General features: G+C 44.6%; 9 protein-coding genes. 7 read left to right on the forward strand and 2 right to left on the reverse strand.

The annotated features are described in order from the left end of the window. Positions 1-1,584: hypothetical protein (locus IQR33_RS03510; RefSeq protein ID WP_193843527.1), on the forward strand; the 1,584-nt coding region annotated here is incomplete at its 5' end. A gap of 72 nt (positions 1,585-1,656) precedes the next feature. Here the strand turns inward: IQR33_RS03510 and IQR33_RS03515 are convergent. Continuing rightward, positions 1,657-3,288: a sigma-54-dependent Fis family transcriptional regulator gene (locus IQR33_RS03515; protein ID WP_054576094.1), complete on the reverse strand. Its 1,632-nt coding sequence runs from the start codon at positions 3,286-3,288 to the stop codon at positions 1,657-1,659. Further along, on the reverse strand, positions 3,275-5,953 hold the full coding sequence (tssH, locus tag IQR33_RS03520) for a type VI secretion system ATPase TssH (protein WP_193837994.1): 2,679 nt from the start codon (positions 5,951-5,953) through the stop codon (positions 3,275-3,277). The genes IQR33_RS03515 and tssH overlap by 14 nt, the downstream gene beginning before the upstream one ends. A 456-nt stretch (positions 5,954-6,409) precedes the next feature. On the opposite strand from tssH, the gene IQR33_RS03525 reads away from it, so the two are divergent. From IQR33_RS03525 to IQR33_RS03550, 6 genes are all read left to right on the forward strand, one after another. Next, positions 6,410-6,928: an Hcp family type VI secretion system effector gene (locus tag IQR33_RS03525; RefSeq protein WP_005373415.1), complete on the forward strand. Its 519-nt coding sequence runs from the start codon at positions 6,410-6,412 to the stop codon at positions 6,926-6,928. A gap of 72 nt (positions 6,929-7,000) precedes the next feature. Next, positions 7,001-9,079, forward strand: coding sequence for a type VI secretion system tip protein VgrG (gene tssI, locus IQR33_RS03530; protein WP_005373412.1), 2,079 nt, complete (start codon positions 7,001-7,003; stop codon positions 9,077-9,079). A 2-nt stretch (positions 9,080-9,081) separates the two neighbouring features. Beyond that, a complete protein-coding gene (locus tag IQR33_RS03535; RefSeq protein WP_193837939.1) occupies positions 9,082-9,564 on the forward strand; it encodes a hypothetical protein in 483 nt (160 codons plus the stop codon). A 94-nt stretch (positions 9,565-9,658) separates the two neighbouring features. Further along, the gene (locus tag IQR33_RS03540; protein ID WP_193837940.1) at positions 9,659-10,978 is read left to right on the forward strand and encodes a hypothetical protein; all 1,320 of its coding nucleotides are present in this window, start codon (positions 9,659-9,661) and stop codon (positions 10,976-10,978) included. Next, entirely contained in the window at positions 10,959-11,951 is a 993-nt protein-coding gene (locus IQR33_RS03545) for a DUF2169 family type VI secretion system accessory protein (RefSeq protein WP_193837941.1), read from the forward strand. Before IQR33_RS03540 ends, IQR33_RS03545 begins: the two co-directional genes overlap by 20 nt. After that, positions 11,944-12,888: a hypothetical protein gene (locus IQR33_RS03550; RefSeq protein ID WP_193837942.1), complete on the forward strand. Its 945-nt coding sequence runs from the start codon at positions 11,944-11,946 to the stop codon at positions 12,886-12,888. Before IQR33_RS03545 ends, IQR33_RS03550 begins: the two co-directional genes overlap by 8 nt. Positions 12,889-13,007: the final 119 nt, after the last annotated feature.

Genomic DNA, 13,007 nt, shown 5'->3' on the forward strand with positions numbered 1-13,007 from the left:
ATTATCGTCGTCTTAGCTAAAGAAGCGGTCGAGTCATTAGAGCCAGAAAAGCGCCGCTTTTTACATCGAGTGGGAATTGAGGTTCAAGCTCGCTGGAATTGGTCGAATTACTCAACTAAGACAGATGCGGTGATGGAAGGGTCCAAAATCGTCAATAAAAGCTCAGAGTACCTGCGAGATATTAAGCCGATAGTTGATAATTTAAATTTGACTTCTAAAGAACAAGCGCTGTTTAACCAGAAATCTGATGATGAAACTTGGGGCGTGATTATCGAACCGTCTTTTGTTTTTGGAGTCAACAAAATTAAGGGAACAAGACCGTGGATTCCGTCCGATTCGCCGAAAAACATATATTTGAACCGCTTGTTTGAAGAAGAAAATAGAGAATTACGCACCGGTGAGTTACCTCTAGAGTATGAGTACCTGGCGGGCATCAAAGGGGTTAATGATTCATTTGAACCTATTAATTATGACTTTTGGGGGACATGGGGGATTTCTACATTCGATCTTTCATTAAGCCCCTCTCGGCTTTATCAATTTGGTAAAAATAAAGACATTAAACATGCTGATCATTTGTTAGTTTCAGGAAGTTTCCTGTCAGCGCCTAAACCAGATGCAGATCAAGGTAGTTTCCCGAAAGTGTTTGATGATCCGACCGTTGAACTCCATATAATGCAGCAAGGTCTTGAAGGTAAATACTCTGATTTCGCGCGGTACTACAAGGAGGAGGTTGAGGATTTTGATTGGAGTAAGTGGGTCAATTGCCTAGCGGTCGTTAAGACTAAACACTGTCCTGATACACATTTCAGTAACCTAGGATTCGCGCCTGGTAAAGTGATAGGTGTTGAGGCCAAATTGCGAGCGGTTGAGCTTACAAACAATATTGATTTTCTACCTGGTGTGTCAGGTGGAACTCACTTCACTTTGGGTAAAGAGGAGTTATATCGAATAGGCACCATTGTTGAAAAAGATAATGAATGGCAGTTTGACGTAATGACCTCACAAAAGCATGGAGCACCATTAAAAACTGAGCTCTCCACTCAGCTAGAGAGCTTACGTCAATCTTATTCAAGAATGAGTTCGAATGAACTTAAAAGTCACGCTATCACCAACTTAGTTGGATTGCACCAGAAGACGGATATCTATGCACAGATTTTCAAGCCCGAATATGTCAATGTATTAGGTTCAAAAGTAGCTGGGCTTAAACCATTTAAGAGAGTTGAGAAGCTAGTTGATAATTTTCACGAATATATTGACCTTCAACTTGAACTTATTGGGCCTATTGGATCAGGTTTACATGCGCAATCAGAAAAATTAAAGCTTAATATACATGCCGTTGACCGTGAGGACATTCCAGTAACTTGGTATAAATGTAAGGATGAGCTAATCAAAGGGGCCGAAGAAATTCTGAAAATAGAGGATAAAACAGACTTATTTTCGAGACAAGAAATAGTAAGCCGTCTAGGAAAAACGCACAATGAGTTTCGACCTATTTTAGAATGGCTGGACAAGGGTGAAGCTAGGCCGAATAGGTTAAGTGATGACCAAATTGAATTGATAAATGATTGGATTTTAAATAAATAAAAAACCGCCTTCGGGCGGTTTTTCTTTTCTTATGACTTCATACTGAATTTAGAATTTTCTTTTTAAGCCCCATCAACCCGCTGCAGAAATGTCGTATTTCTTCATCTTGTGGTTGAGTGTGCTCATTGGCAGCGCCAATTGCTCAGCGGCCTTCTTGGTGTGCCAATTGCAGGCATTTAAGCAATCGATGATTACTGTACGCTCGTATTGGCTGACAACGTCCTTAAGGCTCTTTGAAACGTCTTCTAAATCCACTTGTGCTTGCTGCTCGTAAGCAGGTTGCTCTGGGGTAGGTGAAGCTGCTTTCATGTCGATGCTTGGTACATCTTCTGGGATTTGTTCGCCAAACTCAATGTGAGTAATGGTTTCAAAATCGGACAGTAGCACCGAGCGCTCAATGATGTTCTTAAGCTCACGCACGTTCCCTGGGTATTGGTAGGCAAGGAGCTGTTTACGTACGTTGGCACTTAACCCTGGCGCTTGCGGCAAACCTAGCGTGTTGGTTGTGTGTTGCACGAAATGTTCAGCAAGGGGAATAATGTCCGACTTACGGGCTCTCAGGGGCGGCAATGTAATAGGGAAGACATTTAAGCGATAGAACAAGTCGGCACGGAATCCGCCATCTTTGATTTGCTGCATAAGATTACAGTGGGTTGCGGCGATAACGCGAACGTCCACTTCAATCTCTTTGCTAGTGCCGATTGGGCGAACTTTACGTTCCTGTAGCACACGCAGCAATTTTGCTTGTAGTAGCATTGGCATATCGCCAATCTCATCCAGGAATAGCGTGCCGCCGTTGGCTGCTTCAAACAAACCGACTTTGTCTTTGTCCGCGCCAGTGAATGAGCCTTTCTTATGGCCAAAGAGTTCTGACTCTAATAACTGCTCTGGGATTGCGGCACAGTTCTGTACGATCAAAGGTTGTTCTGAACGATTAGAGTTTTCGTGAATGTATTTCGCGATCACTTCTTTACCAGCGCCCGTTTCACCACGCAACAGAACGTCGACAGGAAGAGATAGCACCTTATCAAGACGATTCAAGACATTGAGCATTTCTTCGCTCTCTGCAATAGGACCTTGATAGGCTTTCTGGGTACGTTTTTTGAGCTGAGTGTTCTCGCGCACTAGGGCTTGATTGTCGGCATTGAGATTTTTTATTACTTGCCCGTATTGCTCTAACCAAACGGCTTGGCGAATATTACTCGCGGCCATACGACAAAACTCAGTCAATGCAGCTTCATTGTCGATAACACTTAAATCGAGCAAGACCAAGAGTCCAATGGTCTTACTTTCGCTATCAATCAAAGGCCAAGCCAGTAAGTTCTCGCTTTTTAGCCCTAGCGTCTGTTCTGTTTGATAGATGCTTTCGCAGTCATAGCCGTTGTACTTATACAACTCGTTAATCAACACCACTTCACCATTACGAATGGCAAAGTTAAATGGATCGTTCTCACTAGCGGAATCAATCTGCAATGCCTCCCAAGGGTGGGAAACAATCGTTTTATCGTTATGGTGAGCGGTACTTGGAATCAACGCCTGGCCAGTCTGGTCCAAAACATAAATGATGCCGTGCTTTGCGAGGGTCATTTGTCTCGCAGCGGTCAACACAGCATCCAAGGTTTGGGTAAGCTGGCTGCGATCAGCCAAAGACTGACTGATCGCAAGTAGGGCGTTACTAAGTTCGCTATGGTTAGCTGAACGCATAGGTTAGTGTTCCTTGCTCATCGACAGACACTTCGATTTGCGTATGTGAATCATCCTTGTCATGCACTAATAGCTGAGTCGATAGTTGCGGCAGCAACTGACGGTTGATGACCGCGTCGATGTTACGCGCGCCCGTTTCAGCAAGGCGACAGTTACCTAGTACGAACTCAACCAAGCTGTCTTCGTAGCTTAGCGACAACTTGTGATGGCTCTGTAGACGCTGAGAAACTTTGTTCAGCTTGTGGTGAATAATTTCTGTCATTGCTTCATCAGACAGCGGAACAAATGGTAGTACTGACATACGTGCCAACAGCGCTGGTTTGAAATGTTGGTTCAATGTAGGGCGAATAGCTTCTGCGATGATGTTTGCATCGATGTCTTTTGATTGATGAACCAAAGATTCAATCTCGTGTGTTGCAAGGTTACTGGTCATGATGATCAGCGTGTTCTTGAAGTCGATGGTTCGGCCTTCGCCGTCGTTCAGCGTGCCTTTGTCGAACACTTGGTAGAACAGGTTCAACACTTCAGGGTCGGCTTTTTCCACTTCATCAAGAAGAACAACAGAATATGGACGTTGACGAACCGCTTCTGTCAGCATGCCGCCTTCGCCGTAACCTACGTAACCCGGAGGTGAACCAATTAGGCGAGATACCGTGTGCTTCTCTTGGAACTCAGACATGTTAATGGTCGTCATAAAGCGCTCACCACCAAACATTTGATCAGCAATTGCACGAGCAGTTTCGGTTTTACCCACGCCACTTGGGCCAACCAGCAGGAATACGCCTGTTGGTGCGTCTGGGTTGCCTAAGCCTGCTTTTGCGGTTTGAATGCCTTCAGACAGTGCATCGATAGCGTATTCTTGGCCTTTGATGCTTTGTGTTAGGCTTTCTTTCAGCTTTAGCGTGGTTTCTGCTTCGTCTTGAAGCATCTTACCCATTGGAATACCAGTCCAGTCCGAGATCACATGGCTGACTTCATCTGGGCCCACTTCAAAGTGAACCAGTGGGTTGCCATTGCGGATTACATCTAGCTGTTCTTGGCAGCCCGAAATTGCAATGCGAACGGCTTCTTCATCCATTTCTGCATATGGAGAAACGTCTTGCTCTTGTTCTGAATCTTCGTCTGCAACAAGCTCTTCTTCGTTTGTTTCGCCAAAGACCAGTTCATGTAAGCGAGAGCGTAGAGCAATCATCTCTTGGATCTGCTCTTTTTCTTTGTGCCATTGCGCTTCTTGTTCTGCTAGCTCTTCTTTCGTTGTTTCCATTGCCAGTTTTAGGTCTGGAATGTTAGCAAGGTTGTGCTTGTCGCCAGTTTGCTGCAGAGCATCACGCTCAAGTGCTTCAAGCTCGCGCTGTTGAGCTGCAAGTTCTTGCTGCAGAGTCTCAACAGAAGCAGGAATGGCATTAAGGCTGATGTTCACTCGTGCACACGCCGTATCTAGTACATCGATCGCTTTGTCTGGCAGTTGACGGCCAGAGATGTAACGAGCAGAAAGTGCTGCCGCAGCAGTGATAGCATCGTCACGCACGTAAACGTTATGTGACTTCTCGTATGCTGGGCGCAGACCACGAATGATCAATGCTGCTTGCTCAGGAGACGGTTCGTCGAGTTTCACCAATTGGAAACGACGCGCAAGAGCAGGATCTTTCTCGAAGTACTTCTTGTATTCCGACCATGTTGTCGCAGCGATGGTTTTCACTTCACCACGCGCTAGGGCTGGTTTTAGCAAGTTTGCCGCGTCGCTGCCGCCCGCTTGGTTACCACCGCCAACAAGGGTGTGTGCTTCATCGATGAAAAGAATGATAGGGGTTGGCGAGTTTTTCACTTCATCCAATACCGCGTTTAGGCGTTTTTCGAATTCACCTTTTACGCTTGCACCAGCTTGCAGAAGACCCATATCTAGCCCGTAAAGCTCAACACCTTTGAGGTTGTCTGGTACGTCACCTTGTACAATCTTAAGTGCCAAACCTTCTACTACTGCGGTTTTACCAACGCCCGGTTCACCAACAGCAATAGGGTTGTTTTTACGGCGACGAGCAAGAATGTCCACGATTTGGCGGATTTCTTGGTCGCGGCAGAAAACAGGGTCGATTTCGCCTTTGCGTGCTTTACCAGTGAAGTCGGTTGTGAACTTGCTCAGTGCTGAGCCATCCTCACGAGCTTGTGTTTTCTCTGAAGTAGCAACTTGCGCCTCAATAGAGTGGCTTGTTAGCTCTGCAAAGTTACGCTTAAGGCTGTCAGGGTTTACCGCTTCAAGGATAGAGGCGTAACCATGTTTGCCGTAACGTAGTGGGTTGCTAACAAGAGTAAGGAGTAAGGCACCAGAGCGGATTTGTGTTTCGGATAGATCTAAAGAAGAAACCAGCCAGCTTTCTTGCAACCATTCGATTAATAAAGCAGAAAAAACAGGTTTGCTGCCATTTCCTTTGGCGTTGGTGTCGAGTGTGGATCGAACCGATTGTCTTAATAAGTTCTCAGAACAATCAAAATGACTTAATAAGACGTCAAAATCACTATTTGGCCTTTCTAATAGACTCAGTAAATAATGCTCAATTTGAACTTCGTTTGCTTTTTCAGAGACTGCAAGTGCAGCGGCGTCTTCTAATGCTACTTTTGCAATCGGGTGTAGACGCTGAATTAATGAAGAAAGGTTTATATTTATCATAGCCATTTTATTCTTTAGAGGAAAAGAGGTAGCAGCTATTATACTAAAAGTGATTGCGTTCTTTTTTTATCAAGATATTTTGACTATCGTTTGTTGGTTATTTTTAATGATTATTGTGACATTAATGTTTGTGGTTATTTTAATGGCGTTGTTATTCTAAATTAATTGATAGTAAAAGTGTCGGATTTATTAGTTTTAATGACTTTATTTACACGGTTTTATATGGTTATTTTAACTTTTTAAAGTTAGAACAATTTATTATTATCTTAATCCAACTTTTTGGTTTTTTATCCAATAAATTGTACTCAAGATATTAGTGAATAATGTCTTAATTTATTTAAATTGTTGTTTTTATTGCATTTTTAAAGTTGGCACGGACTTTGATTATACCAAGTAGTCGCGGTGATAAGCGATTTGGTGATTTAAACAAAACAGATTTTAGAAAAGGAAATAGCGATGCCAACTCCAGCATATATGTCTATCCAAGGTGAGACTCAAGGCCATATTACTAAAGATACTTACTCTGCAGATTCAGTAGGTAACACATGGCAAGAAGCTCATGTTGATGAGTTCCTAGTACAAGAACTTGATCACGTGCTAACAGTTCCACGTGATCCACAAAGTGGTCAGCCAACTGGTCAACGTGTACACCGTCCACTTGTTGTAACTAAAGTTCAAGATCGCTCATCTCCACTACTATTCAACGCACTAGTATCTGGCGAAAAACTTCCTGAGTGTGTGATCCGCTTCTACCGTACTTCAGTTCAAGGTAAACAAGAGCACTACTACTCAATCAAATTGATTGATGCGCTACTTGTCGATATCCAAACTCGTATGAACCACTGTCAAGACGCAGCAACAGCTGACCGCGTGACAGAAGAAGTGCTTAAGTTCACTTACCGTGCGATCGAAGTAACTCACGAAAACTGTGGTACTGCGGGTAACGACGACTGGCGTGCTCCACGCGAAGCTTAATTGCTCGTCGCGTAAAGATTCAGGGCCAACGATTGTTGGCCCTAATTCGATTATTTGTATCAGGTAAAAGATATGGTGAATGACGTAGAATTTAAATTTGAAGTGCCTGGATGTGGGCATGAATTTCGGGTTGAGAGCTTTCATGTTCATGAAGAGTTATCTAAGCCTTTCCACATCAATCTCTCATTACTTTCACTTGATCCAGATATCTCGTTCGATGAGTTAATACGTAAAGCAGGAACGTTGACACTTTACGGACAAGGTGTTGGGGCTGCGCGCGTGTTCAACGGCGTGGTGAATGAAGTTCGTTACTTAGGGACTGGACGTCGTTTTTCTCGTTATCAATTAGTCTTGGTTCCTCAAGCTTGGTTCTTATCTCAGCGCCAAGATTGTCGTATTTTCCAGCAAAAGTCAGCGCAAGACATCATCACAGAAGTACTCGATGATGGGGCAGTCACCGATTACCGATTTGAAGTGTCGGGTACTTATCCTCCAAAAGAATACGTTCTGCAATACCGTGAGTCTGACTTGCACTTCGTGCAGCGTATGATGGCTGAACACGGTATGTGGTATTACTTTGACCATAGCGATTCAAATCATACGATGGTCATTGTCGACAGTAATGACGCGATTGCACCTTTGATAAGCTCGCCACTAAATGCTTCTTACATTGGGCCGATTGTTTATCATGCCGATGGTGGCGGTGTTGCCGATCGCGAACATATCTCTGATCTCGAGTTAGTTAACCGCGTTAGAACGGGACAGGTTACGTATACAGATTACAACTACGAACACCCTAAAATTCCACAAGAGATGACACAGGCTGGCGAGCTAGACCAAGATCTCAAGCAGTTTGATTATCCTGGACGATACGTCGACCCGCTGATGGGGCAGGTGAGAACCACGGAGTGGATGTCGGAACACATAGTCGATAATCAACAAGTGGAAGCAACGAGTGACGTAATGCGCTTAGCATCTGGTTACAGCTTTAACGTCAGTGACCACCCGCGTTCTGAGATTAACCGCGATTACCTCATGTTGTCTGTAATGCACACAGGTCAAGATCCGCAAGTGCATGAAGATGAAGCGAGTGGTATGCCAACCACTTACTACAACCAGTTCTCGTGTATTCCACGTGATGTGGTGTTTAAAGCGCCTAAACTAGCGGCACCAGTAGTGGATGGCCCTCAAACGGCGGTCGTTGTAGGACCAGAAGGTGAAGAGATTTACACCGACAAGCTTGGTCGAGTGAAAGTACAGTTCCATTGGGATCGCTACGGTGATAACAACGAGCATTCAAGCTGTTGGATTCGTGTAAGCCAATCCATGGCTGCGCCAACATGGGGCGCAGTTTATTTGCCGCGTATTGGCCACGAAGTCGTAGTAACTTTCCTTGAGGGGGACCCAGATCGTCCGTTAGTTACGGGCGCAGTTTACAACGGTTTGCATTTCCCACCTTACTCTTTGCCAGAAAACAAAACTCGTACCACGTTCCGCACGCAAACGCACAAAGGAACAGGTTACAACGAGTTGAGTTTTGAAGACGAAGCGAACCAAGAAGAAGTCTATATTCACGCTCAAAAAGACATGTCGACCAAGGTACTCAACAACCGTTACCGTGATATCGGTCAAGATGAATTCTTGAAGGTTGCACGTCACCAAACGAATGAAGTTCATGGTGACCATAAAGAAACCATTCATGGGCATAAAACGACACAAGTAAACAGTACGTTTACCGAGACAGTCGAGCAAGACGTTACCGTCACATACAACGCGAACGAAGCCCAGTATGTGAAAAACAATTCTGACTTAGAAATTGGTGATAACCGTACGACTAAGATCGGCAAAAATGATGACTTAGATATTGGCGAAAACAGTAACCTTACTATCGGTGCGTCTAAGAGTTCAGATATTGGTGCGGATGATAACCAGACGGTTGGTGGCAACCTAACGGTATCAGTGAAAGGTAACACCGCTTATAAAGCTGATGGTGCAACGCAAATTATCAGTGGCGACAAGATTGTATTGAAAACGGGTGGTTCCTCTTTAGTGATGAATAGTGATGGTTCAATAAAGTTATCAGGCTCGGCTATTACGATCGAAGGCAGTGACAAAGTCGTCGTGAAAGGTGGCAACGTAGTGGTTAACTAACAATGGAAAAACAACCTCTTACAACAGAAGTAATATCAGAGCAGCAAGCCGAATCAACGGCTTGCTTTTCGCGTTTTGGAAGAATAGTGGGTATCAATGAGTCTACGGGCAGTGTGCGAGTTGATTTTGATGGTAACCCATTTAAGCAGCCACTCACTGCGAGACTAGGACGTGGCTTTCGTCGTTCTGAGCTGCAAATGGCTATCGATAATCGATTAAGTTGTCGAGTTGAATTTTTGAACGACGACTTAAGCTTGCCTCTTGTGACGGACATTTTCTTCTCCATTCTGGATGACTCTGACGAGTTTGTATTGCGAGCGAAGAAGATGGTTATCGAGACAGAACAAGAGTTGGTAGTCAAAAGTGGTGAGACAGAAACTCGCTATAGCGGGCGCGATGGACGAATTACCACTAAAGCGAAGTACGTCACTTCTCAAGCAGAAAAAGCACAAAAAATTCAAGGCGGAACGATCGCAATTAACTAATTACCTAGCATTAGCTAATTTACGTCGAGTTAGCTAATTACTTTGTATTAACTAATTGCAATCGCGTTATGGCACGCTAATAACGGATAACTAGATGCGACAAAGAATCGGTGTCGAGCACCTAAAGGCACCCATAACCAATCAAGAAGTCGAAGGCGCGTTAGCAAAAGCTGATCGCGCTGTGAATGACCTTTCCCAGTTGCCGGTAACATGGCTGGATTTCTGTAATGAAAAGCTGTCCATTGCTTCTGAAAGTATCGGGTTTTTAATCAGGCAGCGAGTTCAAATTCACAAAAGGGGTTATCCAAGTCGTGAGTTGGCGTATCTCAAGCTGATCGAACGCCAAATTGAAGAACTGAAGCAGGTGTACTTGTCGTTTTATCGGCTAGCACCGGGGTTGATTCATCAGTTAAGAGGCCAGGAGCCAGAAATCTACAGCTGGCTGATGCTACAGGGCGAGTTGGGCTCAGAGTTGGATAACCTTTTGTGCGGATTGAGTTTACTCGAAGATATTGACGCTAAAACCGCAATGGTCATTGCCGTACAATCTCCGGTTGAATCTATGGATAGCACGCTTTCGGAGCTTATTGAGGGTAATGCGACATCCAGTGCGTTTTACTTTGAATGCTTACGTGTACGTCAAACATTAAGTGTTTCTCTCATCAAGCGCTGGCACAAAGCCAGCATCATTAGCTCTCATGTTGCTTTGCCACTGCTCGCTTTACAAGACGTGAAAGAGGGGATTGATTGGCTCAATGACAATGCAGGCAGCGAACAATATCTATTTGAACGTTTGATTACCAAACGTGACAGAGGCACTTGGTTCCGTCAGTGCTTTGGCATCGAACCAAATGGATTACCATCAGCGCAAGTGCTCACTTATGCCAAGTTACTTGAGTTAAAAGAGTTTGAGGCGTTTGATATCTCTTCTTCATTAGCACCTGTTGATTTTGCGCTGGGTGGTAATTGGAAACTGGTGCCCCAAATCATCGAGCACTTGGAAAGTCTGGAGGAAGCTGAAGGTGAAATTTGGCTTCAAGCCTTGTATGTCGTCTACGGAAAGCTTCTTCCTCTGAATCCGCAAGATGTTGGTGTCGAGTATGAATGGGAAGAGATCGTCGATCTGCTCAATGAGTGGGTGGAAGATGAAAAATATATCCGAAATCTACCAAGCCGCTTGGGTTACGCATTGAGCTTCGAGTCTACGTTAGCTGCGATGCAAGATTCTAACGTTGATGTGCTGTTCCGCTATTGGCTATGGCGTCAACTCTGTATTCAATCCAGAGCCTACGTGCCTTGGGATATGGCAATGCCGATTCATCAACAAGACTGGAACTTTAACAATTTAAAGGCCGCACCTTCTGCGAGCGAACGATTCAACTTAAGGAATAGCAATGCAGTTATGGGATATTGAGGCGCACCCTGAGCTATCACTTAAAGGTCGTTTTCAACGTGACGAAAACGGCGATGAAGTGTGGGTTGTGGTCGCCAAACGCACATGGCAATTCGATGGTGTGGTTTGGCACGAATTAGGTGAAAGTGAAATCTTCGATGATCCCCAATATTTGGGCGAAGAAGGCTTCTCTGCGATGAAAGTTGACCACGAGTTCGCGTATACCAAAGACAACACAGATGTACTTGTTTACGGCAAAGCGCGCAGTTACGCGAAAAAGCCAGTGACATACCAAGAGTGTCGCGTGTTGATTGATGGTCATATCGATAAGATTCTCGCTATTCACGGGGAACGCGTATGGGTTGAGCATGCTGGCAGTATCACGCTGAGCAATCCAGTCCCATTTATTGAAAAAGACATTGATTACACTTGCGCGGTAGGCGGTGATTTACGTAACCGAATAGGTGGTGGGGTTGCCGACTCCAACAAAGAATTGCTTGAACAGAAAGTACCCTCGATTTTTTATCCCCGAGAGGACTGGAGTGCCGCCGCGAAAAAGCTACGCGTTGCGGGGTTCGGGCCTGTGCCTCCGTTCTTTGAGTCGCGCCAGAAGCTGGCCGGCACGTTCGATGACGATTGGATTGAGAATCGCAAGCCAATGTTGCCACTCGATTTTGATAAGCGGTTCTTCCAAAGCGCGCCTATTGATCAACAGTGCAAAGGCTTCCTTCGTGGGGGGGAGCGTTTGATGATGAGTGGTTTTTGTCATGATGACACGCTTTCATTTCGAATTCCTAAAGAAAAATACCGTGCGATCGCGACGTTTAAAGGTCAAAGTTATCAAGCTGATATGGCGATGTACACCTTATTCGTTGATGCGGAAAAGAAAACTATATCAATCAGTTACACCGCTGCGTTTCCTTGTCAGGGCAAGGAGCATTTGTTGGTGTCGACATCCATCACTAAGTTGGAAGAGGTAAGCGAGCATGCATAATTCAACAGGCCGTTACGTGCTAGGGATGGAAGTGATGACGCCAACCGGTATGAATTTAGATATTGCTAGTGCAGTTTCGTATGCTGATTTAGGAAGATTCGACCAATGTGTAGGGGATGATGGTATCGAGCGTTTTACTTACGCCAAAATCGAATACACCAAAGAAAGTGAGCAGTTTGAAAAAACGTGTGAGTTAATCACCCACTTGCTTGATTCATTATTAGCACAGTTACCACGTTCATTGAGACCAATACCTTTGCTTATAGCGGTGCCTGTGTCTGTTTCTCTAGTAAAGGTGCAAGAATGGCTTGGTGAAAGTAACTATGCTGAATTTCTCTCTGTGGTGAATGCTGTTCATGCCAGTGGGCCTAGTTTCGTTCTCCAGGCCATGAAATCATTGGATAAATATGATGCTATGATGTGTATCAGTGTCGATTCCTTGGTGAGTTCGATGCAAACACTCATCGACGATGCGATGGTAATTAGTACCAATAATCCATGGGGCGTTATTCCGAGCGAGGGTGGGGCGGGTTTAATTCTTTGTCGAAAAAACACCGTAGAAACATTGAAACTTAAGCCTCAAGCGCAGCTTGGCTACATTGATACGGAATTAAACACTTCAGACCGAAGAGGCATGTTTCGACTTGTTCAACGTGCGAGTAAAAAGCTCGATTCATTTGGTGAAGTGTATTCCGATATGACGAACCTTCGTATGCACTCGGAAGATTACGGTTTTGCTCTGGGGGCGAAAGCAGAACGATTCACGAACCCAGAACAACCGCAGCTTATCAATGAGTTGTGGGGCACGATGGGCATTTGTTCTTCTCTCGCTTTAATTGCCTTTGCGGTCAGAGAGCACCACTTTAAGCAACCAACTACGTTGTTAATGTTCGACTTTCATGGTGACAAAGGAGTTCTCCAATTACTGCAATGTTAGTGGGCACTCATCGATCAAATAGCAATGAAAATATACTCATATTATTAGGTTGAAGTTTGTAACACGAAAAAGCGTATAACTCATGCAGTGAAAGCGTAAGTAAAAAGGTCTAATAAGTT

It is taken from the genome of Vibrio sp. OPT46, from assembly GCF_015163535.1.
Taxonomy (GTDB): Bacteria; Pseudomonadota; Gammaproteobacteria; order Enterobacterales; family Vibrionaceae; genus Vibrio; species Vibrio alginolyticus.

Coding starts and splice junctions, on each gene's coding strand:
- tssI (WP_005373412.1), top strand. CDS start 7,001: ATGGTGAATGACGTAGAATTTAAATTTGAAGTGCCTGGATGTGGGCAT.
- IQR33_RS03525 (WP_005373415.1), top strand. CDS start 6,410: ATGCCAACTCCAGCATATATGTCTATCCAAGGTGAGACTCAAGGCCAT.
- IQR33_RS03515 (WP_054576094.1), bottom strand. CDS start 3,288: ATGCGTTCAGCTAACCATAGCGAACTTAGTAACGCCCTACTTGCGATC.
- IQR33_RS03535 (WP_193837939.1), top strand. CDS start 9,082: ATGGAAAAACAACCTCTTACAACAGAAGTAATATCAGAGCAGCAAGCC.
- IQR33_RS03540 (WP_193837940.1), top strand. CDS start 9,659: ATGCGACAAAGAATCGGTGTCGAGCACCTAAAGGCACCCATAACCAAT.
- IQR33_RS03545 (WP_193837941.1), top strand. CDS start 10,959: ATGCAGTTATGGGATATTGAGGCGCACCCTGAGCTATCACTTAAAGGT.
- tssH (WP_193837994.1), bottom strand. CDS start 5,953: ATGATAAATATAAACCTTTCTTCATTAATTCAGCGTCTACACCCGATT.
- IQR33_RS03550 (WP_193837942.1), top strand. CDS start 11,944: ATGCATAATTCAACAGGCCGTTACGTGCTAGGGATGGAAGTGATGACG.